Source organism: Mobiluncus sp. (assembly GCF_985070215.1).
In genome coordinates, this window is record NZ_CFKZQR010000002.1 from 64,515 (window position 1) to 88,858 (window position 24,344).

The 24,344-nt window shown below is 56.7% G+C and carries 20 protein-coding genes; 11 read left to right on the forward strand and 9 right to left on the reverse strand.

Going from position 1 to position 24,344, the window contains the following annotated elements; genetic code table 11:
- Positions 1–18: 18 nt before the first annotated feature.
- The 4 genes from AC5LBQ_RS00795 to AC5LBQ_RS00810 all read left to right on the forward strand — a co-directional run bounded on the left by AC5LBQ_RS00795 (position 19) and on the right by AC5LBQ_RS00810 (position 3,682).
- Positions 19–711 carry a Jag family protein gene (locus AC5LBQ_RS00795; RefSeq protein WP_491680992.1) on the forward strand — a complete coding sequence of 231 codons (693 nt, stop codon included), beginning with the start codon at positions 19–21 and terminating at the stop codon, positions 709–711.
- Positions 712–739: 28 nt separating this feature from the next.
- Positions 740–1,420 (forward strand): 16S rRNA (guanine(527)-N(7))-methyltransferase RsmG, encoded by a 681-nt coding sequence (gene rsmG, locus AC5LBQ_RS00800; RefSeq protein ID WP_493264330.1) that lies wholly within the window; start codon positions 740–742, stop codon positions 1,418–1,420.
- Positions 1,421–1,693: 273 nt separating this feature from the next.
- Positions 1,694–2,665 (forward strand): ParA family protein, encoded by a 972-nt coding sequence (locus AC5LBQ_RS00805; RefSeq protein ID WP_297346005.1) that lies wholly within the window; start codon positions 1,694–1,696, stop codon positions 2,663–2,665.
- A 3-nt stretch (positions 2,666–2,668) separates the two neighbouring features.
- The gene (locus tag AC5LBQ_RS00810; protein WP_297589709.1) at positions 2,669–3,682 is read left to right on the forward strand and encodes a ParB/RepB/Spo0J family partition protein; all 1,014 of its coding nucleotides are present in this window, start codon (positions 2,669–2,671) and stop codon (positions 3,680–3,682) included.
- A 261-nt stretch (positions 3,683–3,943) separates the two neighbouring features.
- On the opposite strand, the gene AC5LBQ_RS00815 is transcribed toward AC5LBQ_RS00810, so the two are convergent.
- The 7 genes from AC5LBQ_RS00815 to AC5LBQ_RS00845 all read right to left on the reverse strand — a co-directional run bounded on the left by AC5LBQ_RS00815 (position 3,944) and on the right by AC5LBQ_RS00845 (position 12,616).
- Positions 3,944–5,218, reverse strand: coding sequence for an aminotransferase-like domain-containing protein (locus AC5LBQ_RS00815; RefSeq protein ID WP_493264331.1), 1,275 nt, complete (start codon positions 5,216–5,218; stop codon positions 3,944–3,946).
- 265 nt (positions 5,219–5,483) lie between these two features.
- On the reverse strand, positions 5,484–5,810 hold the full coding sequence (gene trxA / locus AC5LBQ_RS00820; protein WP_295027285.1) for a thioredoxin: 327 nt from the start codon (positions 5,808–5,810) through the stop codon (positions 5,484–5,486).
- A gap of 70 nt (positions 5,811–5,880) precedes the next feature.
- Positions 5,881–6,816, reverse strand: coding sequence for a thioredoxin-disulfide reductase (gene trxB / locus AC5LBQ_RS00825; RefSeq protein WP_282922458.1), 936 nt, complete (start codon positions 6,814–6,816; stop codon positions 5,881–5,883).
- Positions 6,817–6,954: 138 nt separating this feature from the next.
- Positions 6,955–7,875 (reverse strand): hypothetical protein, encoded by a 921-nt coding sequence (locus tag AC5LBQ_RS00830; RefSeq protein WP_493264332.1) that lies wholly within the window; start codon positions 7,873–7,875, stop codon positions 6,955–6,957.
- Between the two features lie 81 nt (positions 7,876–7,956).
- Positions 7,957–9,684 carry a murein biosynthesis integral membrane protein MurJ gene (murJ, locus tag AC5LBQ_RS00835; RefSeq protein WP_297346160.1) on the reverse strand — a complete coding sequence of 576 codons (1,728 nt, stop codon included), beginning with the start codon at positions 9,682–9,684 and terminating at the stop codon, positions 7,957–7,959.
- Positions 9,681–12,101, reverse strand: a complete 2,421-nt coding sequence (locus AC5LBQ_RS00840) for a DUF6049 family protein (protein WP_493264350.1) — start codon at positions 12,099–12,101, stop codon at positions 9,681–9,683. Before AC5LBQ_RS00840 ends, murJ begins: the two co-directional genes overlap by 4 nt.
- Before the next feature lie 2 nt (positions 12,102–12,103).
- Positions 12,104–12,616 (reverse strand): NUDIX hydrolase, encoded by a 513-nt coding sequence (locus AC5LBQ_RS00845; RefSeq protein ID WP_493264333.1) that lies wholly within the window; start codon positions 12,614–12,616, stop codon positions 12,104–12,106.
- A 114-nt stretch (positions 12,617–12,730) separates the two neighbouring features.
- Between AC5LBQ_RS00845 and AC5LBQ_RS00850 the strand changes: the two genes are divergently transcribed.
- From AC5LBQ_RS00850 to rplI, 6 genes are all read left to right on the forward strand, one after another.
- Entirely contained in the window at positions 12,731–14,260 is a 1,530-nt protein-coding gene (locus tag AC5LBQ_RS00850; protein WP_493264334.1) for a CCA tRNA nucleotidyltransferase, read from the forward strand.
- Positions 14,261–14,313: 53 nt separating this feature from the next.
- Entirely contained in the window at positions 14,314–16,575 is a 2,262-nt protein-coding gene (locus tag AC5LBQ_RS00855) for a transglycosylase domain-containing protein (protein ID WP_493264335.1), read from the forward strand.
- 401 nt (positions 16,576–16,976) lie between these two features.
- Complete coding sequence (gene rpsF / locus AC5LBQ_RS00860) at positions 16,977–17,264, forward strand: 30S ribosomal protein S6 (protein ID WP_295027292.1); 288 nt, start codon at positions 16,977–16,979, stop codon at positions 17,262–17,264.
- A 131-nt stretch (positions 17,265–17,395) separates the two neighbouring features.
- Positions 17,396–17,950 (forward strand): single-stranded DNA-binding protein, encoded by a 555-nt coding sequence (locus AC5LBQ_RS00865; RefSeq protein WP_298636272.1) that lies wholly within the window; start codon positions 17,396–17,398, stop codon positions 17,948–17,950.
- Between the two features lie 81 nt (positions 17,951–18,031).
- Positions 18,032–18,277 (forward strand): 30S ribosomal protein S18, encoded by a 246-nt coding sequence (gene rpsR, locus AC5LBQ_RS00870; protein WP_282922467.1) that lies wholly within the window; start codon positions 18,032–18,034, stop codon positions 18,275–18,277.
- Positions 18,278–18,298: 21 nt separating this feature from the next.
- Entirely contained in the window at positions 18,299–18,763 is a 465-nt protein-coding gene (rplI, locus tag AC5LBQ_RS00875) for a 50S ribosomal protein L9 (protein WP_493264336.1), read from the forward strand.
- 51 nt (positions 18,764–18,814) lie between these two features.
- On the opposite strand, the gene dnaB is transcribed toward rplI, so the two are convergent.
- Positions 18,815–20,191, reverse strand: coding sequence for a replicative DNA helicase (gene dnaB, locus AC5LBQ_RS00880; RefSeq protein WP_307742017.1), 1,377 nt, complete (start codon positions 20,189–20,191; stop codon positions 18,815–18,817).
- A gap of 678 nt (positions 20,192–20,869) precedes the next feature.
- Between dnaB and AC5LBQ_RS00885 the strand changes: the two genes are divergently transcribed.
- Positions 20,870–22,573 (forward strand): SLC13 family permease, encoded by a 1,704-nt coding sequence (locus AC5LBQ_RS00885; RefSeq protein ID WP_493264337.1) that lies wholly within the window; start codon positions 20,870–20,872, stop codon positions 22,571–22,573.
- 64 nt (positions 22,574–22,637) lie between these two features.
- On the opposite strand, the gene AC5LBQ_RS00890 is transcribed toward AC5LBQ_RS00885, so the two are convergent.
- A complete protein-coding gene (locus AC5LBQ_RS00890) occupies positions 22,638–24,245 on the reverse strand; it encodes a methyl-accepting chemotaxis protein (RefSeq protein ID WP_493264338.1) in 1,608 nt (535 codons plus the stop codon).
- Positions 24,246–24,344 lie beyond the last annotated feature (99 nt).

A 24,344-nucleotide genomic window follows, 5' to 3' on the forward strand; every position in this document is an offset into this window, starting at 1 on the left:
GAATCGAGGAGCATAAACATGAGTGAATCAATGGACGAGTTGGACATTATTGAGGAAGGCACCGAAGTCGTTGCCAATCGCGCCTCCAAAATGGAGCGACTGGAAAACGAAGGTGATTTGGCAGCTGATTATTTAGAGGAACTGCTGGACATTGTCGATTTGGATGGCGACATTGAGATTGATGTCGAGAACGGACGAGCCTTGGTAGCAATCGTTACCGGGGACGCCGAACCGGATCGTCGTTTGAAGCGGCTCATTGGCCGGCACGGCGAAGTGTTAGAAGCCCTTCAGGAACTGACTCGCTTGGCAGTACAGTCTCAAACCGGGGAACGTTCCCGGTTGATGCTCGATATTGCCGGTTACCGTTCCAATCGCCGCCTCGAGTTGCGCGAACTCGTGGAGCGCTTGGGTGCGCAGGTCCAGGAAACCGGCGAGCCGGTCCAGCTCAATCCCATGAATCCGTTTGAACGCAAGGTGTGCCACGACAAGGCAGCGGAAATGGGTTTGTATTCCGAATCCGAGGGCATGGCCCCCAACCGCTATGTAGTCCTGTCGCTTGACGAAGGCGATGATGAGGACTACGAGGACGAGCCTTTTGACGAATTTGATGACAACGCGGACGACGCTGGCGACGATTTGGCCGATGACGCGCAGACCCCGGACGATGACGCTCTTGATGACGACTCGGCCGTCTCGTCTGACGAAGCCTAACAGTTAGAGGCTCGCAGAGAGACTGACCGTGACAGATTCAGCTGATGATGAGCTGGCCGACGAAACTCCGGGTGAGATTCAGCTTGAACCGGAGCCGGAGGGCCTGGCCGATGTCTTTGATACCAGCGCCGACCAGATGCGCTACTTTGCGGACCTTCTCAGCCACGAAGGCTTGGAGCAGGGTTTGCTGGGACCACATGAGGCCGGTCGCATTTGGAGTCGCCACCTTTTGAACTGCTGGGTACTCAGCGAGTTTTTGCCTGAGGGCGTGCAGGTCGCCGATGTCGGTTCGGGAGCTGGGCTGCCCGGTTTGGTGTTGGCTATCGGTAGGCCGGATTTGAGTATGACTTTGATTGAGTCCATGGCTCGCCGCTGTGAGTGGCTACAGTTTTGCGTGGAGGAACTCGGTCTGGACAACGTGCGGATTCGTAACGCTCGTGCTGAGGACCTTCGGGGGAAACAGGCGTTTTCCTATCTGACGGCGCGGGCGGTCGGCAACCTTTCGACCCTGCTGGGCTGGACGGCGCCGCTGGTGAAAAAGCACGGCACGATGCTGTTCTTAAAAGGCGCTTCGGTCGAAGCGGAGATAGATAAAGCGAAAGCCAACTACGTGTTTGCCAAACAAAAGGTATCTCTGCCCGAGGTGCTCACCGTTTCCACACCTTTGACCGGAGAACCAACCCGCGTGGTGCGGCTGACTAAGAAATAAGCAATTGTTTCACGTGAAACATTTTGCTCCGGCGTTAGCCTGCTCTGTTTTGGGGCCAATGGGAGGACGAATGTGAGGCATTTTCGTGTCATCGGTTTGTTCAATTTTCTCCGAACACAGCCGGCTGGACCGCGTGGTTGACCTGTGAAAACAATTGTCAACCGGCGCAACCACGCGGAATACCTTGTGGACAAGATGTGGATAAGTTTTCGGCAATCTTGAATTTTTTCGTGGTCACCCATGAAGTAGACTGGAAGGAAAGAAGGGAGTTTTATGGTGGCAGAAAACGAACGGCCTAAGGTCGTAGTCCCCCATCAAATCGAGCGTCCGGATTCCATTCACCGGACCTTGCGTCCGCGGGTGCCGACCTCCGAGAACGAGACCCCCATCGCTCGTGAACTGCGCAAATCAATGGAGATGCGCCAGGCAATCGCCTCCGAGGATACTCCCCAGTTGCACCACAATCACATTGTGGCGGTTGCTAACCAAAAGGGTGGAGTCGGCAAGACGACCACCCTGGTCAATATGGCGATGAGCTTGGCGCAGCGCGGCGTGCAGGTGCTGGTCATTGACACTGACCCGCAAGGCAACGCTTCGACTGCCCTGGGCATCGACCACCACGTTGGCAACCCCTCACTCTATGACGTTTACACCGGGCACTCTACCCTGGCGGAAGTCGCTCAGCCTTGCCCGCAACAGGAATCCCTCTTGGTCGTACCCGCCACCGTGGATTTGGCAGGAGTGGAAATGGAACTGGCTGATCAGGTGGACCGCAGTTTTTATCTGCGCGAAGCCGTCAAGTCTTACTTGGCGGATAAGTCCGGTTGTTTGGTTTTCATTGACTGTCCCCCTTCGCTGGGGCTGTTGACCGTCAACGCATTTTGTGCCGCGCATTGGGTCTTAATTCCGGTGCAGGCGGAGTACTACGCCCTGGAGGGAATTTCCCTGCTGACTGATACCGTGGGCAAGATTCGCGATGCCTTGAATCCTCACTTGGAAGTGTTGGCCTTCCTCATCACTATGTTCGATAAGCGCACGAATCTGGCTGCCCAAGTCGAAGCAGATGTGCGCTCCCACTATCCCGAACAGACTTTACCTACCAACATTCCGCGTCAAGTTGCTATCTCCGAAGCTCCCTCCTGGGGTCAGACCGTCATCACTTACGAAAAGAATTCGCCAGGTTCGCTGGCTTATCAGATGGCGGCGTTAGAACTGTTGGGGAAATTAGCGGCGAAGGAAAACTGACACATGGCGAAAAAACGGGCTTTAGGTAGTGGTCTGGGCGCTTTGATTCCCGGTGCGCAGTCGCAGCCGCGGGGTGTGGACGTGCTGGTTCCGCCCAAGCCAGGGACGAACCCGACCAAGAGCAACGACAAGGTCCACGAGTTGTTGAGTCCCGATGCGATGCAGCGCAAATCGGCAAACGCGCCGGACACCTCCCTGGTGCCGGTTCCCGGCATGACCGTGCAGGAACTTCCTATCGCGGCGATTAGCGCCAACCGAGCCCAGCCCCGCGAGGTGTTCGATGAGGACGCTTTGGAGGAACTGGCGAATTCAATTCGCAGCGTCGGTATCTTGCAGCCCGTCACCGTGCGGCAGATTGGCACCGGCAAGAAACCTCAATACGAGCTGGTCATGGGGGAGCGGCGTCTGCGTGCGGCCAAGCTAGCGGGGCGTACCACGATTCCGGCCATCATTCGGGAGACTGCTGATGATGAGATGCGGGTCAACGCCCTGCTGGAAAATATCCAACGCGTGAACCTCAACCCGCTGGAAGAAGCCGCCGCTTACCAACAGATGATTGAGGAACTCGGGGTCACCCAAGAAACCCTGGCGAAGCGACTGTCGCGTTCCCGTCCCCAGATTGCCAATACACTGCGACTGCTGAAGCTGCCCGCGGAGGTACAGGTGCAGGTGGCAGCCGGGGTGCTGTCCGCAGGCCACGCCCGCGCCCTGCTGGCGTTGGATGATGCCGCCGCGATGACGCAACTGGCACAGCGCATTGTGGCCGAGGGCTTGTCGGTACGCGCCACCGAGGAAATCGTAGCGGTGGGCGATAATGACTCGGCCAAGACCACCGAGCCGAAAAAGCGCCAGACCACCCCGCTCAGCCCAGACATGATGGAAATGAAAGCTCATTTGGAAGACATCTTGCAAACGCGGGTAAACCTGCAAATCGGGAAAACCAAAGGCAAGGTCACCATTGAGTTTGCCGATGGCGATGATTTGGCGCGGATTGCCAAAATTATTGGCAGCCGCTAAGGCAGTGGATGCCACACCGAGCGGCACAGAGTTCAGGCAGGCTGTGCGCCAGCCGCAGGGTTGACACCGGCCACGGCGGCAGGGACGCAATTGTTTCACGTGAAACATTACTCTGCTCCGGGCCGCGGAAACGAAGGCAGTCCCCGAGTGTCCTGGTGAAACAAAGTAGGGGAAACTAATCGAGTAATCAGGCGACCGGTCTTGTGAAAACTAATCGAGGCGCGAGAATTACGGCTCCCCGAGAGAACTCGTGAAGAACAGCTAGGCGGATTTGGCGGTAGAAACCGCAGACACGGCTTCACCGTTAGCAATCAGGGCTTTTTCCTGTTCCACGGTCAGGGCCAGACGCCGGATACCTTCGCGGATTTGTTCCTCTGGAGGGTAGCAGTAGGCAATGCGCAGGTAATCGGAGCCACGTCCGTCCGCGTAGAAAGCCGTGCCCGAAACGTAGGCGACCAGGTTTTGCACGGCGCGGGGCAGCATGGCGTTCGTGTTGAGGCCCGCGGGGAAATGCACCCAGGTGTAGAAACCACCAACCGGATGCGTCCACGTGCAGTCAGGGAGGTATTTCTTAAGGGCTTCCAGGGTGGCGCGCGCCCGACCGCGGTACATGACGCGGAACTTGTCGACTTGACCGTACCAGTCAAAGTCGTGCAGGTATTTCGAGATAGACATTTCGGCAGCCATCGAAGGAGTCAGAATCGCGGTTTCGTTAGCGACCACCAGCTTTTGCGTAATTTGGTCGGGAGCTAGCGCCCAGCCGATACGAAAACCGGGGGCGAACATCTTGGAGAAAGAACCCAGGTAGATGATGCCATCGGGGTTAAGGGGCTGCAGGGCTGGATAGAGATGACCGTCAAAACCGAGCAAGCCGTAGGGGTTGTCCTCCAAAATCAGCAGGTGGTGGCGTTGGCAAATTTCCACGATTTGCGGACGGCGCTGTTCAGTCAGAGTCATGCCGCCGGGGTTGTGGAAATTCGGGACGGTATAGAGGAACTTAGCCGGGCGACCGGACTTTTCCAGCTCAGTCGCGGCTTCTTCCAAAGCCTCGGGAATGAGCCCATCCTGATCCATTAAAACGTGATGGACGTCACACTGGTAGGAGTGGAACACTGACAAGGCGCCGACATAGGAGGGGGCTTCCACCAAAATCGGGTCGCCGGGATCCACAAAAAGCTGGGTGACCAGGTCTAATGCGTGTTGAGAACCGGCGGTGATAGTGACGTTGGCGGCAGAGGCGTGGATGCCTTCCAAACTCATAATGTCGGTGATTTGCTCGCGCAACACTTCCAAACCTTGACCGCCACCGTACTGCATAGCGGTGGCCCCGTCCTTTTCAAACATCTGCTGGAAGGAACGCGCAATCTGGTGCAGGGGCAAGTCTTTCAGGTTTGGCATACCACCGGCCAGAGAGACCACCTCCGGGCGGGAAGCTACGGCAAACAGGGCTCGGGTCTCGCTGATTTTCAGGTTGCTGGCGCGCACCGAGAATCGATCCGACCAGTCGGTTTGGCTCATTACAGAAGCAGAAGTCATAAACACGTTCCTTTGAGATATTTCCTGCAAGTTTACGCTGGGGTGAAACTGAGCCAAAATTTCGGGACGACACACCGGGACACGAAAGCGGTCCCGCGCTGGGCCCGGGAGAAAGGAGTAAAGCCGGAGATCCCAGCGAAGGACCGCGGAGTAGTGTGTGTCCCTCTATTGTAATGGCTGAAACGCAAACGCGGAGGCGAATTCAAGTTACAGTGACGAAAAAACGTCACAACAGAGGCTTATCAGACGGTTCGTCTGAAAAACCTCAGGCGAGGGCGGCTTCAATCTCTGATTTGAACTGAGAGCGGGGCCGGCCCCCGATAATCTGATGAACGACCTTGCCGCCCTTGAAAATGTTGAAGGTCGGAATGGCGGAAACGCCGTACTGAGCCTGGATAGACGGGTTGTTATCAACGTCACACTTGGCGACTTTCAGACGATCGCCAAACTCAGCGGCAATCTGGTCCACAATCGGCGCCATCTGACGGCACGGACCGCACCAGACGGCCCAGAAATCCACCAGCACCGGCACGTCAGATTCCAAAACCTCGGCAGTAAAGTTGCTTTCGTTGACTTCAATTGCTTCGGACATAGTCATTTCCTTTCTGTTGTGTTTCATTTCCCACCCGGTAGAGCAACCGGCCGGAAAATCTGTGTTGGGCTCAAAGGTTAATCTGAGCGTCTTGGTCGTTAATGTAGCGGTCCGCGTCAATGGCGGCGCGGCAACCGGAAGCCGCAGAAGTCACCGCTTGGCGATAAATCGCGTCCGTGACGTCACCGGCGGCAAACACGCCCGGCATGGAAGTTCGTGTGGAGGGAGAATCGACCCAAATATTGCCTTGGGCATCCAACTGTAACTGATCGCTCACCAACTCGGTGCGCGGCAGGTGACCAACAGCAATAAAGATGCCGCCTACCGGTACAGTCTTAGTTTCCCCGGTTTGCACATTTTTAAGAGTGACAGATTCGACCTTGTCCGTGCCGTTAATGGACTCAACAACCGTGTTGAACTCGAAGGAAATCTTATCTTCCTTAAACGCCTTGGCCTGCATAGCTGCGCTGGCCCGCAACTCATCCCGACGGTGCACCACCGTGACCGAGGAGCCGTAGTGGGTCAGGAACACGGCCTCCTCCATCGCGGAGTCCCCGCCGCCAACGACCATAATGGGTTGGTCACGGAAAAAGAACCCGTCACAGGTGGCGCAGTAAGACACCCCATGACCGGCGTGCTTTTCCTCACCCGGAACATCCAAAGTGCGGTAACCCGACCCGGTCGCGATAATGACCGTGCGGCCCTGGTGAGTACCCTCATCCGTCACGACAGTCTTAATGTCGCCGCGCAAGTCCAGCTTCAGGGCATCCTCATAGATGACTTCAACCCCAAAACGTTCGGTTTGATCCAGCATTTCCTGCATCAAGTCCGGGCCTTGAATCCCGTCTTTAAACCCGGGATAGTTTTCCACCAGGGTCGTGTTCATCAGCATCCCGCCGATATTCATCGACCCTGCCACCAGCAGCGTTTTCAAGGCTGAACGTCCGGCGTAAATACCGGCGGTGTAGCCGGCCGGACCCGAACCGATAATAATGACGTCGTACAAAAAGACTCCCTTTGGTAGAAAACTGTATTTTAAATTTATTGTAGCTGTGAATCCTTACCAAGGAGATAGAATTCGCTGAGAGCCTAGCGAAAAATGTGCCGAAAAGCGGCTGACTTGGGCAAAGCCAAATGTCTGACTCTAACCGAGGACCTGTATCTCGGAAATATTCAAACGAAACTCGCCGCCGGCAGCGGTAGGCATCTCGGTACACCACAAAACCAAGCTGTTCGTTTCCACCGGCTGAGCCAGATGATAGGTGACTGTGGAGGACAAGGGTTGAGACCCCAAAACGGTAGCCTCGCGGAAATTCTCGGCATTGCCCTGACGCAGCTCCAGATTGCCTCCGGTAGAGGCAGAGCTCACCACGACTTTCTTAACCCGCACCGGAGACTCTCCGAGGTTTATCACCAGTCCGTAACCGCGTCCCCCAGCCAACACGGCCGAACGCAGAGCGGCACTACGCCAAGACGTCTCGGGCTTACCGTCAACAGCTAAGCCAGCCAGTTCCGGATGGTCATAGCCATCGGGCAAACCCGAAACGGAAGCGACACCGGCGATGGGTAGCGGGGTCGGCTCGGCTTCAGGAAGCACCTGCAAATCGGGAACGGGAGATAAGTCCAGGGAATTATCGGTCGGTACTGACGCGGAATGCGGCCAGAACCAGACCAGCAGCGCCAAAATCGTGACCACCGCAACCGCCAGCACTGTAATCTTTAGCGTCAGAGCCGATTCGGCCGCGGGAACTTCCTCATGTTTGGGAGTGTAGTCGGTGGCAGCTTGGCGGGCGTCGCTGATGCTGGTGTTCAAAACTTCGGTGGTTTCGGCTTTCAAGCTGACCCAATCTTTGCGCAGGCGTTTGCGGTCAGCTCCCCAAGCCTTGCCGGTGGTTTCGTCAATGACATCCTCACCGGTCAAGGTGTCTTCATCGGGCACGTCAATGACATTTTCCTCGGAATCAGCCGATTGGGACGGATCGTTGAATAGTGGAGTGGGCTGAGGAGGAACACCAGTAGAGACAGAACGAAACACCGGTGTGCCGTTTGACTTGGTGTTATCCACGCCGCCCCCTTAATCTCAGCTGATTTATGTATTTTAGCCCGTGTTTGAAATTCGCGGCAAAACATCGGGGACTTTGCGTAACTAGCGGCGCAACTTCGCGAGGAAGCCTCGCACTTCGCGTACCCGGAAAATCCACAGCATACCGAAGTACAGGGGAGCCATGACCAGCGCTACCACCAGGCAACGCCACGCCCCGGAGACAAAAGTGGCACCGTAAGTCCAGTCCGCACCGGGAGTCGGGATTACAAAAGTCAGCAGCACCCAGGCCGGAATCCCCGCCACTACCGTAGCCACCAGCAATCGCAGATAGTGCCCAAAAATCTCTTGAAAAACGGATTGAGAAAAACCGCGGCGATGCAGCAACACCAAACCCAACACAGCCGAAGCGGTGAGAGACACCGGCTCGGCCGCGGTCGTGACCGGAACCCAGAAAAATGGGCTGAGCAGGAAATACGCGATCAACCCGAGGATGGCGGTCACGAACGGAAAGAACAACATCAGGAAAAACTGGGCGCGGGTGTCTTCCAGGGAATACAGAGCCCGCGAGGTGGTGGAAAAAATGACTTGTGCCGGAATGCCCAAGCTCAAAATTGTGAGAATGACCGCCAAAGCCTGGGCTTGCTGGGGCGGCAGGGCGGTGGCGGTGACATTGGCCAGGGGCAGGGCTCCCACAATCAACATGCCTGCCAAGAGGAAGTTAAACAGGCTCGATAACCGGGCGGCATGCAAATAGTCCCCGGCCAAAGCCGGGATGTCATCCCTGGTGGCGTGCAGGGCCATGGATGTAAAGACCGCGGTGGTTACGGAAATCGTTACCAAGGATTGGGGCAGCATATACAACGTGTTGGCGTACTGGTAGATAGCGAAACCGGGATAGAAATTACCGTCCAGCTGACCGGCACCGTTAGCCGCCGAGGCGATACGCGCCACGATTAGGTTCATGCACGTATTGGCTAACAGGCCCGCGAAAGCCCAGGCCGCGACCCGTCCGGTGTGACGAAAACCCAAACCATGCCAGTGAAAGTTGGCGCGCAATCGAAAACCGAGATGCATCAGGGGAAACACCAGAATAATTGCTTGCAGGGCGATACCCAATGTCATGGAACCGGCCAAAAGGGCAATCCGAGGCGCATCCCACCTGGAGACATCAAAGTCGTGGGACGGGGCGGTGCCGTAAAAGTTGATGAATACTCCCAATCCGGCAATCCCCACCAGGTTATTGACCACCGGAGACCACATGTAAGGACCGAAGCTGGACAGGGAGTTCAACACTTGTCCCAGTAGCGCGTAGGTTCCATAAAAGAAAATTTGCGGCAGACACCACAGGGCAAAAATGACGGTCAGGTTAAACAGCTTCGGCTGCATTCCCCCCGCGAACAGCATCACCAGCGGCCAGGCCAGGGCAACCGACAGCACAGTCAAACCCAACAGAGCGATAGAAGCCAGGGTGAGCAGGGCATTTACCCGATCAACCCCCTCTTTACCGTCGTTATTCGCCAGCGCACGCACGATGGTCGGCACCAGAATCGCGTTCAAAATCCCGCCTGCCAGCAGGTTATACAGTGTGTTGGGCAGGATATTCGCAGTGTTGAATGAGTCGGCGATACCAAACCCGCCGATAGCCACCACCAGCAGCCATTGCCGCACAAAGCCCAGCACCCGGGACACCAAGGTTCCCGCCGCCATAATTGCGCTGGATTTCCCCGTTTTCGTGTTCGCCACCCCATCAGCTACTTTGCGTAGCTGCGGGGGGTCTTTCGGGTTCGGGTTGGAATCCGACACCGGTTCATTCATCGGGTTTTCACTCACGCCTGGTCTCCCGTTTTGAGCTTACGGTTCTTTGGGCCTTTCACAATACGCCGGACTATCCCGAAAACCAACACGGCAGCCAGCAAGCCAGCCACAATATAGGTTCCGGTGGACTCCCATTCGGCTCTGACCCGGACCCGGATAGTTTCCGGGGTGCCGATGCTTTGCCCCTCCGGGTTGGTCAGCTGCACAGTGACCTGCACGTCACCGGAACCGACCGCTTTTACGGGAATGCGGAACTGGCCGATGGAATGGGGCGCAATCGTGAGGGTTTCGACCGGATCGAACTGCAGGCGGGTATCCGTTGGGGTCAGTTTCAGGCGTACGCTCACGGCTTGGTCCCAGCCGTTGGAGACGGAAATCGGCAGTTGGGCGGTCTTATCTATGAGGTTGATGACCGAGGCGGGTTGCGAATTGATCAGGCCGAAAATGGTCGCGGAAATGTCCGGGTCAATAGTATTGGGCACCACGTCGTCGGATTGGGCTGGTTTGGAAGTGGCCGAGGACTCATGGCGCGCCGAGGATTTACCGGCCCAGATGGCGCCATCGGGAGAGCTGGTGCTGCAGGTCGCACAGGCACTGGCGACCTGGAGAGCCGAAAACATGGAGTTAAACCGGCCCGGGTCGGACACGGCAGCACTCAGGGCGCTGCCCGCGCGGAGATAATCCGCCGCCGCAAACGTAGGATTGGTAAACCATGTCAATGGCTTTTGTCCGGGAACTAGCGTTTTAGAACCGGTAGAAAACGCATGAGAATCGTTTTGTCCAGCCAGTGGCGGCGCCGGCACCGTGACAGTTCTGGGGTGAGGAGCGGCGTTGTCGTCAGGCTGGGGCAGTACCGTGTTCCAGGCCGGGAAACTCAGCCAGCGAGCCTGACCGAGCCCTTGCATCACGGCCTTTTGCGCCGGCGTAGCACTGTAATCGCGGTCGGCACCGGCCGCAAATAGGCGCGGGGCAAAGGGCCGCTGCCGGGTCAGCACCGCCGTGGACGCTAGCGCCCACTGCCGAGCCCCCACGGTAGAAAGCCGATAGTCTGAGGGAATCTGTGCCGCATCCAGTGCTGGTTTACCGTTCAACAGCCGGGACAAATCCGCGTCCAGGGTCCAACCGGCCGCGGTGACGTCTCCGGGCTCGGAAAACTTGATGGTTTTACGGCTATCCGCGTCATATGCGGGCGGCTTTGCCGACTCCTTAAATTGTGAGTCCGGGGACAGCAGCAGCGGGCGATTCCCCCAAGTCGCCACCTCTTGCGCGACATCGCCGGTGGGTGAGTACGACACTGAAAAGTCCGGCCACAACACCAGATTTCCTTGATAATCTGGGATTCTTTGGGTGACTTTGGTACCCAGGTCAACCGCGGTGGTGCGCAGTAAATCCTGGGCGGCCGGCGCCAGCCAGCTGGTGTTCGCCGCCCCAAAATCTCCCGGCGGTAGATACGCGGGAGGCTGCTGCCCGCAGTTGCCCGCCGCGAGCAGTTCTCGTAGCGGTGCCACGGCGGGACGCGGCTCAGTACCGGGTGAGGGTGTCGTGTCGGTCAAATTCAACAGGCGGGAGGCTGCATCCAAACCGTTCAACTCAGTCGCAATCAAAAACGGGTCATAGACGAGAGTCAGCGGGGTGGCGTCTGCCAGGGCGCACACGTCCACGAGTCGCTGGTTCGGGCGACTGCCCAAGTTTGGCAGCGCGCGGTCCGCGGCCAAAACATCGGCGCGCGTGGTGGTGAGAGGCACGAAAGCCAGCAGTTCGCTGGGTTCAAATGCCGCCCCGGAATCCCACAGCAAAAACGAATGATCCTGGGCATCCAGTGGCTCCATTTCGGCTGCGGACTGCGCTTCGTCTGTCCGAGGCGCGTCCTGGTCCGGGGTAAAAGTCAAGTTTAAAGGCCGCGGCCCCCACCGATCCGAACCTGCCAGCGGCAGGTCGCTGACCGGCACGCGCAACGTCACCTGCTGGGGTTTACCCGCGGTGAGGCGGGTGATTGTCTGGGTCGCAACGGTTTGGAGTTTTCGCCGCAAACGCGTGTCATTATCCCGAGCATCCATCCACTCGTTCAGTTCATCGCGCGTGATAGGAGTTTGGGTCGAGACTGCGAGACTGAGCGTGCCCTGGGACGCGTGGTGATAATCCGCGTTAACCTCCAGAACGGCGCTCAGAGTTAATTCGGTGGTGTCCGGGGTCACGATGGGGGTCATCGCGGTGATTTCCAGGTGAACGCCCTGGTGGTTAAAGCCCGATCCGCAAAAGGCGGGAGCGGAGTGTGAGCTGGTCGCAGACGTACAGGGGCTGGCAGAAGGGGTGGGGGACGGTTTTTCCGTTTGGGCTTGCGCAAGGTCGGGCGTGCCTCCAGCCAACGACACGACAGACAACGCCGCTAAACCGATAAAGACGCGGGAAATGAACGAAACCGACGGGCGCATCTTCAACTGCGCACCTCCAACATTTTTCGAGCCAAGGCCCCGATGCGCCGTTCGGCCGGAAAAGCCAGGCGTTTGTCCAGCAGGGACAGCGGCACCCACTGCGCGGTGCAAGCCTCGCGGTCAGGATCATTCTCCACCGTAAGCTGCCCGCCGGTGGCCTCCAGCAAAAAGTGGTGCACGACCTTGTGAACCCGCCGGTCAGTACCGGAAAACCAGTAATCCATCGAAGAAAGGTAACGCACCGGATGGCATTCGATACCCGTCTCTTCCTGGACTTCACGAGCGGCGGCTTGGGGAATCGTCTCGTCCGGTTCCACGTGCCCCTTGGGCAGCAGCCATTCCATACGGCCGGCGCGACCCTGACGCAAAATCAACGCGGCGCACACCTTTCCCTCGACAAGTTTCACCGCCAGCCCCCCCGCGCTGACCTCCTCCACAATCGGTAGCAGCCGCCCTGAGCGGGACCGGTAAAAGCCCTCGGGGACGGGCTGGTTCGATTCCGGTGCGGCTGACATACGTCGATTTTATATAAAATAGTGCAGAGGTTTTTCTAACCGGTTGAAAATACGGTAAAAAGTCCCGGTAATGAGCGGAACAATGTGAAGGAAACGTACCCAGAGAGGAGGGCCATGACTGAGACAACCGCGAACATCACGTCCCCGGCACAAACTCCCTCGGCAACGGCCGCGGCAGGGGAAAAACCCGGCACGAAAGCGAGCCGGCAGGACGCGGTGCGCCAGGCGCTGAAAGCGAAAGTGGTACCCCTCGGGGAGGTGTTCGCCGCCGCCGGTTTTGAGATTGCGCTGGTCGGAGGGCCGGTCCGCGATGCCCTACTGGGGATTACCCCCCACGACCTAGACCTGACCACTTCAGCGCGTCCCGACGAAACCGAGGCGGTACTGCGCTCGTGGGCGGACGCGGTGTGGGACGTGGGACGCAACTACGGCACCTTGGGAGCCCGCAAAGGCGACGATGTATTCGAAATCACGACCTATCGCAGCGACGACTACCAGCGTGATTCGCGCAAACCCACCGTCAAGTTCGGCGACACCCTGGAGGGAGACCTGTTCCGCCGCGATTTTACGGTTAATTCCATCGCGCTGCGCCTGCCTACCCTGGAGCTGGTGGACCCTACCGGGGGACTCAACGATTTGGCCGCCGGAGTTTTGCGCACCCCCATCGACCCGGAAGAATCATTTTCTGATGACCCCCTGCGGATTATGCGTGCGGCCCGGTTCGCCGCCCAGCTCGAGTTTGACGTGGATTACGAAACGATGCAGGCGATGGAAACGATGCGTGAACGGCTGTCCATTGTTTCGCCCGAACGCGTCCAGGCCGAACTGTCCCGCCTGATGACCGCCAAAGCGCCGCGCCGCGGGCTGGAGATGATGGTTTATACTCAGCTGGCCGACCAGGTCCTGCCTGAACTGATGGATTTGCTCGACATGCAGGATGAACATAAACGTCACAAGGACGTGTGGGAGCATTCCTTGACGGTGCTCGATCAGGCGATTGCCCAGGAAACCGGGCCGGACGGACCGGTTCCCGCCCCGGACTTGGTGCTGCGCTTGGCAGCGATTTTGCACGATATTGGCAAGCCCGCGACCCGGCGTTTCGAAGCCGGCGGGGTCGTTACCTTCCACCAGCACGACGTGGTCGGCGCCCGAATCACCCGCACCCGCCTGAAAGCCTTGAAATATGACAAGGCGACGATTCGTGACGTGTCCCGCCTGGTCGCTCTGCACCAGCGGTTTCACGGCTACGGGGAACAAGTATGGACCGATTCCGCCGTGCGCCGCTACGTCACCGATGCCGGTCCCTTGCTGGAACGCCTGCATCGCCTGACTCGTGCCGACTGCACGACCCGCAACGTGAAAAAAGCCCACCGCCTCGCGGCCGCCTACGACGACCTGGAAGCCCGGATTAAGGAATTGAAAGCCCAGGAGGAACTCGACGCGGTGCGCCCCGAACTCAACGGGGACGAAATCATGGAAATCCTGGGGATTCCTGCCGGCCCGGAAGTCGGCAAAGCCTATCGGTATATGCTGGCCTATCGGATGGAACACGGGCCGGTCGGACACGATAACGCCACTACCGTTCTGCGTGACTGGTGGGAAAAATGGCACAATGGTACGAACGAACAGGACAAAGCGCGGTAACACCGCTTCACCGCTAGAGGTGAGTCGGGAAAACTGTGGCGAGGACAGGTAACATGGCGAAGGCAGCACGACCACGCACCGTAACCGGGCAATCCGTGCGACAGGTGCGCCCCAAACGGCGCAAACGCCACTATGTGCGTAACTTTTTCCTGACCCTGCTGTTCCTCATTATCCTGATGGTGGTCGCAGCATTGGCAACTTTCCTAGTCGTTTACGCCACCACCGAAATACCTAAACCGGCCGAGTTTGCTCGCGCCCAAGTCACCTCCGTGTACTATTCCGATGGAGCCACCGAAATCGGCAAGTTTGCTGAGGTAAACCGAGAAATTATCGAAACGAAAGACCTGCCCAAACAGATTGGCAACGCGGTCGTGGCTTCGGAGGACCGCACCTTCTGGACCAACTCCGGGGTCGATTTGCGCGGCATCGCCCGGGCTTTCCTCAACAACGCGCGCGGCGGGGCGACACAGGGCGCCTCCACCTTGAGTCAACAGTACGTGGAACGCTACTACATGGCGGAAAACACGAACCAGGGAAACATGGTGCAACGGTACTGGGCGAAGGCCAAAGAAGCCATTATGGCGCTGAAAATCAACCGCCAGCAGGAAAAAGACGAAATCCTGGGCAACTATTTGAACACGATTTATTTCGGCCGCGGTTCCTATGGGATTCAGGCTGCCGCGAAGGCTTATTTCGGCAAGAACGCTAAGGACATCGATTATTCCGAGGCGGCTCTACTGTCCGGCATTATCCCGGCGCCCTCCGCTTACGATCCGGCCGTGAACCAGGAAATTGCGGAAAAACGGTGGAAACGCGTCATTAAGAATATGGCTGCCGATGGCTATATCACCCCGGAACAGCAGGCAGCGGCGCAGTTCCCGGCCACGATTCCCCCCACCCAAAGCGTGCAGGATTTCGGGGGAGTAAACGGTTATTTCATGTTCCAGGCGCGTCAAGAGCTGAAAGATTTGGCTGGCTTGACCGAGGAACAAATCGACACGATGGGTCTGAAGATTATCACGACTCTGGACAAAGACAAAGTACGTCTGATGATGGATACGGTGGCGAAGCTGCCAGCGGGTCATGCTCCGAACCTGCACGTCGCGATGATTTCCACCGATCCAACAACCGGGGAAATTATCGCGGAATATCCGGGGCAGGACTATCTGAAAGTCCAGATTAACGCCGCCACCCAGGAACACTTCCAGGCCGGGTCTACGTTTAAGCCTTTCGGCATGATTGCTTCCCTAGAACAGGGCGGGTCCTTGAGTGACACTTACCCGGGGAACTCCCCGCAGACCATTCAAGGCGTGCCCATCAGGAACTTCGGTGGAGGCTCATACGGAACCGTCAGTCTGGCGCAAGCTACGGCGAAATCTATCAACACGGCTTATGTCGCTTTGAACGCGAAAGTCGGACCGTCCTTGACCAAGGAAGTGGCGATTCGTTTGGGCTATCCCGAGGACACACCGGGCTTGGATAATTCCCTTACGAACGTGCTGGGTTCGGCTTCTCCGACAGCGGCAAATATCGCCGAGGCTTACGGAACTATTGCCAACCAGGGCAAACGCGAGACTGTCCACATGATTCGCCAGGTCATGGACACTTCCGGGGACATTGTCTATATGCCGTCTTTCTCAGCGGATCAGGTCATTGATCGCAATATCGCGCTGACCGCCACCCAAGCCTTGACGGGATCTTTCCAGGCGGGAGGCACCGCGACTAAAGCCCAAATCGGCAGGCCATCCGCCGGCAAGACCGGTTCGTCTACCGACAACAAATCCGCGGTTTTCGCCGGATTTATACCCCAGGTCGTGACCATCGTCGGTCTGTACCAGTCGGGACCCAATGGGGAGGAAGAATCTATCTCACCGTTTGGGGGTATCCGGGAAGTTACCGGTTCCACATGGCCGGCGTGGCTGTGGAGGCAATATATGTCGGGAGCCGTGAAGGGCCTGGAAGTCGAGCAGTTCGCGAAGGCTCAGAAACTTAAGAAAGTGGAAGTTACGCGGTCGGAGGAACCTAGCCCCACCGAGACTGAACCTTCCCTGCGTCCCAGTCCCGATGAGTCCTTGTCCCCCAGTCAGTCCCCGTCTCCTGCTCCCGCGATGCCGCGCAGTCCGGGGAACCTACCCTCGAATGAGCCGAGTTATCCACCGGGAGGCAGTGAAAATAGTCCGGACGGAACCGAACCCAGTCCCACCATTCCGGGTACTTCCGGATACGTTCCGAACCCCGGTAACTCACCCGTTGCCCCTTATCCGGTACCGGGTGGGGAAGGCGGCACGACCGAATCGGGCGCGCCCGTTACCTAACCGGTATTGATTTCACAAGCCCGGTGGGGCCGGTCACCTGATGCGGACACCTGGCGGGTCCCCGACGGGGTAGCTACTCTAACATTGTTACAGTACGTTACAGTAGCTGGCGCGCAGGCGGGTTGGGGATTGGTATATGTGCTGGTAGCGTGCGGTTTAAAGGGCAGCGAAAGGGTAACTCTAAAATGTTAGAGTAGGTTTTACAGTAGCATATAGCGGGGCGTGTGGGGACGTGTTTCTCGATTCCCCGGGCGTAAGTTCCCGGGCTACAGCATCACCAACCGGTGAATTGGCTAAAGTCAGCGGAAAACGTTAGAATCGTAAGGCTGTTTTGGCGCCGCGCCAGGACGGCGACTCCTGCTCCGGAGGGACCGGGGCCGTTAAGACCAAAGGAGAGTTACATGCGGAAATACGAAATGATGGTGATTGTCGACCCCGAGGTCGATGAACGCACTGTCGAACCCTCGATGAGCGCCCTGTTTGGCCAGGTAGAAGACCTGGGGGGCAAAGTTGAGAAACTTGATGTGTGGGGCAAGCGCAAGCTCGCCTACCCCATCCTGAAAAAGACGGACGGGATTTACGTGGTTGTCGACATGGAAACCACCCCGGAAATCGCCAAGGAATTGGACCGTCAGCTGGGCCTAAACGAGTCGATTTTGCGCACCAAACTGATGCGCAAGGATGCCTAATTTTTCCAATCAAACGGAGGCAAATTTTGGTCTCCAGGGTCCCTGATATGTTGAGTAAAGCCGGTGACGGTGGCGCACAGCGAACGGATTTTGGCACCAAGCCCCGAATTGATTAAGACGAAGGAGAAACAATGGCAGGCGACACGATTATCACGGTAATAGGCAACTTGACGGCGGACCCGGAACTTCGCTGGGGTCAGTCCGGCACGGCGTTGGCTTCTTTCACGATTGCGTCAACTCCGCGTTCGTTTGACCGGGCCTCCAACAGCTGGAAAGACGGCGAAGCCCTGTTCTTGCGGTGTACCGCATGGCGGGAACTAGCGGAAAACGTTGCGGAATCCCTGCACAAGGGGTCGCGCGTCATCGCGCAAGGCCGCTTGCAGCAGCGTTCTTGGGAAGCCCAAGACGGCTCTCGGCGCACCTCAGTAGAGATGACCGTAGATGAGATTGGTCCGTCTTTGCGGTTTGCCACCGCCTCGGTGAACCGGACTCAGCGCGGTGATGGCGGCTTTGGCGCCGACGCGAATGGCGGCGGCTACAACTCTCCCGGCCCAGCTCGGCCGCAGCCCACTTACGGGGCTCCCGCCGGAGGATCCGATGGAGACGCGTGGGGTTCGCCCGCGCCCGGCTTCGGCGCCCCGGGGGCTCCAGCCGATTCCACTTTCGGCGATAATCCACCGTTCTAAACCGGTTTGCCGCCTTTTTTCCGTGGCATTCCGGCACAACACAGATAAGTTTTTCAACACGTTATATATAAGGAGATCAATATGGGTAAGCAGATGCGCAATAACACCAAACCCATTAAGAAAAAGACCAACCCTCTAAAGGCTCAAAAGGTTGGCAACATTGACTACAAAGACACCGCTTTGCTGCGCAAGTTCATTTCGGACCGCGGCAAGATTCGCGCCCGGCGCGTCACCGGTGTGACCGTGCAAGAACAGCGTCAGATTGCGAAAGCGGTTAAGAACGCCCGCGAAATGGCTTTGCTGCCCTACTCCGGTTCCGGCCGCTAAATTTGAGGGAGGAAGTAAGCAATGACTCAGAATACGAAAGTTGTTTTGACCCACGAAGTCGCCAAGCTCGGTAACGCCGGCGACGTGGTGGAAGTACGCCCCGGTTACGCACGCAACTACCTGTTGCCCCGCCGTCTGGCAATGCCGTGGACCAAGGGATCCCAGGTAGAAATCGACCGGATGAAGGCTGCCCTGGCCAAGAAGCAGATTGCCTCTATGGAAATCGCTCAGGCGGTGCAAGCCAAACTCGCCGAGGGAGACCCGGTGTTGATTGATGCCAAGGCCGGTGCGAACGGGCGTCTGTTCGGAGCTATCACCACCGCGCAGATTGCCGAGGCGGTCAAGGAGCAAAAGGGTGCCGAAATCGACAAGCGCAAGATTGTCATCGAGAAGCCCATCAAGTCAGTCGGTACCTACCAGCTGACGGTGCGCCTGTTCGAAGAACTCACCTCACCGCTGGAAGTCACGGTGCGGGCCGAAAAGTAGAACCTAAACAAACGGTGCCGGGAACCTGCGGGTTTCCGGCACCGGACGTTTTTAATAATCCGGAGGCGGGGGTTCTTCTTGATTATGCTGAATCCCCGAAACAAAACGCGAAAACTTGCCTTGGAACTGCAGGTTGATAATTTCGGTGCGTCCATTACGATGCTTGGCGATGTTCAGGTCAGCTTCGCCGGGACGGTCATCCGTGTTGTAATACTCGGGGCGGTGCAACAGCAGCACCAGGTCAGCGTCCTGCTCCAACGAACCCGATTCCCGCAGATCGCTCATCATCGGTTTCTTATCGGTACGGGACTCCGGCCCACGGTTCAGCTGGGCGACCCCGATAACTGGCACTTCCAGCTCTTTGGCCAACAGTTTCAAGGACCGCGAAATCTCGGAAACTTCCTGTTGACGTGACTCGATACGTTTGTGTGAACTCATCAACTGAATGTAGTCCACGACAATGAGGGACAAGTCATGGGAATGCTTCAGACGCCGGCATTTGGCTCGGATATCGGGCATGGTCAAGTTCGGGGAGTCATCAATAAAGAAAGGCGCGGACTTCATCCGGTTATACGCCGAAGCGATATTGTCCCAGTTAGCTTGGTTCTGTGGGCCGTCGTTGGGCATCCCCGCGAACAGGAGGGACAGGGGCACGCTGGCCTCTGCCGACAGCATCCTCTTAATGATGTCCGCGGCTGACATCTCTAGAGAAAAAATCGCCGCGGTACGTTTCTCTTTCAGAGTCACGTGACGCAAAATGTCCAGGGCAAAAGTCGACTTCCCCATCGCCGGACGTGCCGCCACAATGATGAGCTGACCGGCGTGCAGGCCGTTGGTTACCCGGTCAAAATCGAGGAACCCGGTGTGCACCGTGTGCGGGTCGTCGTCAGTCTGTTGGATTTCGTCCAAGACCGGGGTCAGCAACTCGGATAGTGAACGATAGTCCTCAGAAGTACGTTTCTCGCTGACTCGGTCCAGTTCGGCGTGGGCGGTATTAATAAGTTCGTCCGCGTCCGTGGTGTCGATGGCGTAACCAAGTTGGGTGATACGGGTGCCCGCTTCGACCAGGCCGCGCAAAGTCGCCTGGTCGCGCACAATTTGAGCATAGTAGGCGGCGTTAGCGGCGGTGGGCACCGAGTGAACTACAGTGTGAATGTAATCCAATCCGCCGACACGGGAGAGTTGACCCCGTTTCTCTAGTTCGGCCGGCACCGTTACCGGATCGGAGGCCGCTCCCGCCGCGTAGAGGTCCAGGATAGTGTTAAAAATAATCTCGTGACGCGAGTCATAGAAATCGCTGGGCAATAGCAGCTTATAGGTGTCGGCGATGGCGTTCTTGGACAGAATCATGGCGCCGAGCACACACTGTTCAGCCAGGATGTTGTGAGGGGGAATCCGGTCGAGTGCAGAGTTGTCTGGTTCTTCCATGCGGCCTCCTCTGGCTGACACTTCACCCCCAGAAGCAGGGGTGAAAAGTATAAACATCCGGGCTCAAACCTACGCTTTCGGCTCTAACTTAGCAAACCATTTTGGTGGAAAATAGGTGGATAACTCGGCACAAACCTGTGGATAGATGGTGGGTAAGGCGGTGAATTGGTTTTTTAAGTTTTGTACTACCTCAGCGTGCCTGGCACAGTTTTGTGTGATGTTGCGGTTTCGAAACCCACAGCTTATCCACAGTCGCTGTGGATTAATAATCCCTGTCGAGAATTTTCCAAACCTTTCACCACAAAAATAAGGTCACATCATTCAAATAGGGTTTGAACTGGGTATTTAGCACATTAATGGCTTCTCTTAGCACACTTAGTATCGCTTTGGCAAGTAAACAAAAGGAACAATTGCCTCACTCAGCCGCAATTTTATCCACAGGTTATCCACACCCCGTAGAATGTAGGGAAAAACCGGGAAACCCGGGAGGACGAACTCGTGAACAACTATGGAATGAAAAGAGAAAATCTCACGGATTGACTAGAGGATAACCTGGACGTTTACCAAAAAAATCCCAAGAAAAGCCCTCGACCTGGTATTTGCCCCTCTAAAACTCATGTAGAATGTGCAAAGTCAGCTCAAGGCTGAGCCGATTAAACACGAAAGGCACGCGAAAGTATGAGTGTGAAGGAAGTCCCTCCGGTCGACAAACACGATGTGGAGCAATCTGAGGGCGAAAAGAAAATCTCAAAGGTCCGTTTGATTGGGCTTTTCGGTGGCGTCATCCTGGGTGCCATCGTTTACTTTTTAATTCCTCGTGACGCGGTGGACATCATTACGCAGTCCGTTGGCGCCGACGTCATCGAAGAAGAAGAAATGAATGTGGGCGCGGTGTACCTGGTCGCCGGTATCGCGGTCATGATGGCTATCTGGTGGATGACCGAAGCTATCTCGCTGGCAGCTACGGCAATGGTTCCGCTGGTGTTATTCCCGCTGCTGGGAGTCAATGACTACGCGGGTACCGCCGGATCCTATGCTTCGGACACGATTTACCTGTTCATGGGCGGGTTCATCCTGGCTATCGCCATGCAGCGTTGGCACTTTGACCGGCGCGTGGCGCTGGGTATCGTCCGCATCGTCGGGGTCAAACCCCGCCGCCTGGTGCTGGGCTTCATGATTGCTACCGGGTTCATCTCGATGTGGGTGTCCAACACCGCAACCGCTGTGATGATGCTGCCCATCGGCCTGTCCGTGATTCAGCTGTTTGAATCCGCTCAGGACAAAAACGCCGCCGTTAGTAAAGGCCTGGATGTGGAAGCCGCCTACGGCGGAGCTATCCACGGTGGTGTCATGTCCGGTCTGTTGAACGAAGGCGACGACGTGGCCTCGACCACGGCGGAAAAGCACGGTATCAAGCGGTCCAACTTCGCTGTCGGTTTGATGTTGGCCATCGCCTACTCGGCCTCTATCGGCTCGCTGGCGACCCCCATCGGGACTCCGCCGAACACCCTTTTGAAGGCGTACATGAGCGATACCCTGCACTACGACATCAACTTCGGCAAGTGGTTCCTGATGGGTCTGCCGATGGTTATTGTCTTTACGCTGTTCGCCTGGTGGATTTTGACCTTCGTCATGTTCAAGCCGGAAATCGAGGAAATCCCCGGCGGCAAGGAACTCATCAACGAGGAATACGCCAAGCTCGGGAAACTGCGCGGCGGCGAACTGCTGGTTATGTTGCTGTTCCTCTTGGCCGTGTTCTGCTGGATTTTCGTGCCGCTGATTTTGAAGGCCACCGGCATTGAAGGCCCGAAGAAGCTCGACGCTATCGTGGCGATGAGTGTAGCGGTGCTGCTGTTCATCATCCCTGGCAAGACCAACGGAGAACGTCTGGTGACCTGGAATGAAGCCAAGACGATTCCGTGGGACATCCTGTTGCTGTTCGGCGGCGGTCTGTCGTTGTCCAAGCAGTTCCAGCACACCGGCCTGTCCAACTACATCGGTGAGATGGTGAAGGGACTGGCGGGAGCGCCCATTGTGATTATCGTCCTGGCTGTGGCCGCCCTGGTGCTGGCGCTGACCGAGTTGACCTCGAACACCGCTACCGCGGCCGCGTTCCTGCCGATTATCGGCGGCGTGGCTACGGGTATCGGCCTGGAAGGCCCGAATGTGATGATTCTGACGATTCCGGCCGCTCTGGCTGCGACCTGTGCGTTCATGCTCCCCGTCGCGACCCCGCCGAACGCTATCGCTTACGGTTCTGGGTACCTCAAGATTGCGGACATGATCAAGGGTGGTTTCATCATCGCCCTGGTGGGCTTGGTGTTGATTACCATCACCGTGTTCGCCCTGGCTATCCCCATCTTCGGTTTGGCTCTGCCATAAGCAGTCACACCTAAATATGTTTTTGGGCTAGCCGCAAGGCTAGCCCAAAAACATATTTGCGGTTTTAGAACTTAAAGTGTCCAATCTGGGTCTTTAAGTATTCCGAGTGCTCGCTCAACTCTTGGGTGCTTTGATTGATAGAGCCCAAGGTTTGCGCCGCCCCGGATGCTGCTTGCGCTATCGAAGAAATGGAAGCTGCGATTGTAGATGAGCCCTCCGCGGCCTCCGACACTGAACGAGACATCTCGTTCGTAGTGGCGGTTTGTTCCTCTACCGCCGCCGCGATAGTCGTCTGGAAGTCGTTGATGGAAGAAATAATTTCTCCAATCTTGCCGATGGCTTGGACCGCATCATCAGTGTCAGACTTGATTTTTTCAATCTTGGTTCCGATGTCCTCGGTAGCTTTCGCAGTCTCAGAAGCCAGGTCCTTCACTTCCCCTGCAACTACCGCGAATCCTTTTCCGGCATCCCCGGCACGCGCGGCCTCAATGGTCGCGTTCAAAGCTAACAAGTTAGTTTGCTCGGCGATGGAGGTAATAGACTTAATGACCTCCCCAATTTCTTGGGAGGAATCGCCCAGCCGAGACACTACCTCATTGGTTTCCTGGGCGGCTTGAGCAGCATCGGCCGCAAAACGGGCAGCTTCGTTCGCGTTGGAAGAAATTTCGCGGATAGACGCGTTCATTTCTTCCGAGCCGGCCGCCACGGTTTGAATACTGCTGGATACTTCGTCAGCTTGGGCGGCAACACGTTGAGAATCATCCTGCGAACTGGCCGCAGCCGCTACCGCCTGGTCACTGGTCTCTTTCACGACCTTGACAGTGCCCTCCACTTGGTGCACTGTTTCGACGGTATGAGAAATCAGACCTCGCAACGACGCTAGTGCGGCAGTAAGGGACTGTGCCATCTTGCCAATCTCATCATGGGAGGTTACCTGTGGACTTTGAGTCAAATCTCCTTGGCTCATAGCGTTTAGTGAGTTCTGGATCTCGCGCAGGGGACGTGAAATCGACTGTACGGTTGACCACCCCAGCAGCGACATAATGATGATGCCCAGAATTCCGGCTCCCAGGATAGAGGTGCGCAAAATGGTACGCGATTTAATGACATCGCTGCGTGCCTGGGTCATTTCCTTAAGCATCATTTGCTGCGAATTGTCTACCATCGCAGTATAGTTGGCAATCTGTTCCTGGTTGGAACCGGGCCCCTTAGCGGTGGCCAAGGTAAAGTATTGCGCCAATTCTTTGTTTTGGACTAGGGGTGTGATTTCCTTGTCACGGAACGAAATCCAGTCTTGGTATTTCTGGTCAAAACCTACGATAGGGGGTAGTGCCTTTGCGCCTCCCATATTGAGAATCTCAGAGTAAAGTTCCAGCACTTTCGCATCCGTATCATGCATGACTTGAATAATTTCCGGGGCCACCTCATTGGGAACTGAACAGATATCAGAAATATTCATACGGTTGCGCATTAACTCGGTGTTCAGTTGGGTCAGTGGAACCTGAAACTCGGACAGTTTCGCTTCCCTGGTGGTGTCAGATTCGATGCGTACCCCCACAATCAAGCTGATAACCGCCAAAAATGCCATGATGACGGTCGAAATGATGACTAAACTCCAAATTTTTTGAGAAAGTCTAAGGTTAGAAACCAGTGAGATTTTTTTGGATTTCATATGCAGCTCCCTTTCTTTGTAAATGAATCAACCAAATCCACTTTAGCGCTGAAATTGTGCTATGTTTCAAATTTGATTGAAAAATGCTTAGGGATTATG

What these genes read in the sequence shown, in the direction of transcription:
- AC5LBQ_RS00795 (WP_491680992.1), top strand. Translation starts at nt 19, where the DNA reads ATGAGTGAATCAATGGACGAGTTGGACATTATTGAGGAAGGCACCGAA.
- AC5LBQ_RS00805 (WP_297346005.1), top strand. Translation starts at nt 1,694, where the DNA reads ATGGTGGCAGAAAACGAACGGCCTAAGGTCGTAGTCCCCCATCAAATC.
- AC5LBQ_RS00810 (WP_297589709.1), top strand. Translation starts at nt 2,669, where the DNA reads ATGGCGAAAAAACGGGCTTTAGGTAGTGGTCTGGGCGCTTTGATTCCC.
- AC5LBQ_RS00815 (WP_493264331.1), bottom strand. Translation starts at nt 5,218, where the DNA reads ATGACTTCTGCTTCTGTAATGAGCCAAACCGACTGGTCGGATCGATTC.
- trxA (WP_295027285.1), bottom strand. Translation starts at nt 5,810, where the DNA reads ATGTCCGAAGCAATTGAAGTCAACGAAAGCAACTTTACTGCCGAGGTT.
- AC5LBQ_RS00840 (WP_493264350.1), bottom strand. Translation starts at nt 12,101, where the DNA reads ATGCGCCCGTCGGTTTCGTTCATTTCCCGCGTCTTTATCGGTTTAGCG.
- AC5LBQ_RS00845 (WP_493264333.1), bottom strand. Translation starts at nt 12,616, where the DNA reads ATGTCAGCCGCACCGGAATCGAACCAGCCCGTCCCCGAGGGCTTTTAC.
- AC5LBQ_RS00850 (WP_493264334.1), top strand. Translation starts at nt 12,731, where the DNA reads ATGACTGAGACAACCGCGAACATCACGTCCCCGGCACAAACTCCCTCG.
- AC5LBQ_RS00855 (WP_493264335.1), top strand. Translation starts at nt 14,314, where the DNA reads ATGGCGAAGGCAGCACGACCACGCACCGTAACCGGGCAATCCGTGCGA.
- rpsF (WP_295027292.1), top strand. Translation starts at nt 16,977, where the DNA reads ATGCGGAAATACGAAATGATGGTGATTGTCGACCCCGAGGTCGATGAA.
- AC5LBQ_RS00865 (WP_298636272.1), top strand. Translation starts at nt 17,396, where the DNA reads ATGGCAGGCGACACGATTATCACGGTAATAGGCAACTTGACGGCGGAC.
- rpsR (WP_282922467.1), top strand. Translation starts at nt 18,032, where the DNA reads ATGGGTAAGCAGATGCGCAATAACACCAAACCCATTAAGAAAAAGACC.
- rplI (WP_493264336.1), top strand. Translation starts at nt 18,299, where the DNA reads ATGACTCAGAATACGAAAGTTGTTTTGACCCACGAAGTCGCCAAGCTC.
- dnaB (WP_307742017.1), bottom strand. Translation starts at nt 20,191, where the DNA reads ATGGAAGAACCAGACAACTCTGCACTCGACCGGATTCCCCCTCACAAC.
- AC5LBQ_RS00885 (WP_493264337.1), top strand. Translation starts at nt 20,870, where the DNA reads ATGAGTGTGAAGGAAGTCCCTCCGGTCGACAAACACGATGTGGAGCAA.
- AC5LBQ_RS00890 (WP_493264338.1), bottom strand. Translation starts at nt 24,245, where the DNA reads ATGAAATCCAAAAAAATCTCACTGGTTTCTAACCTTAGACTTTCTCAA.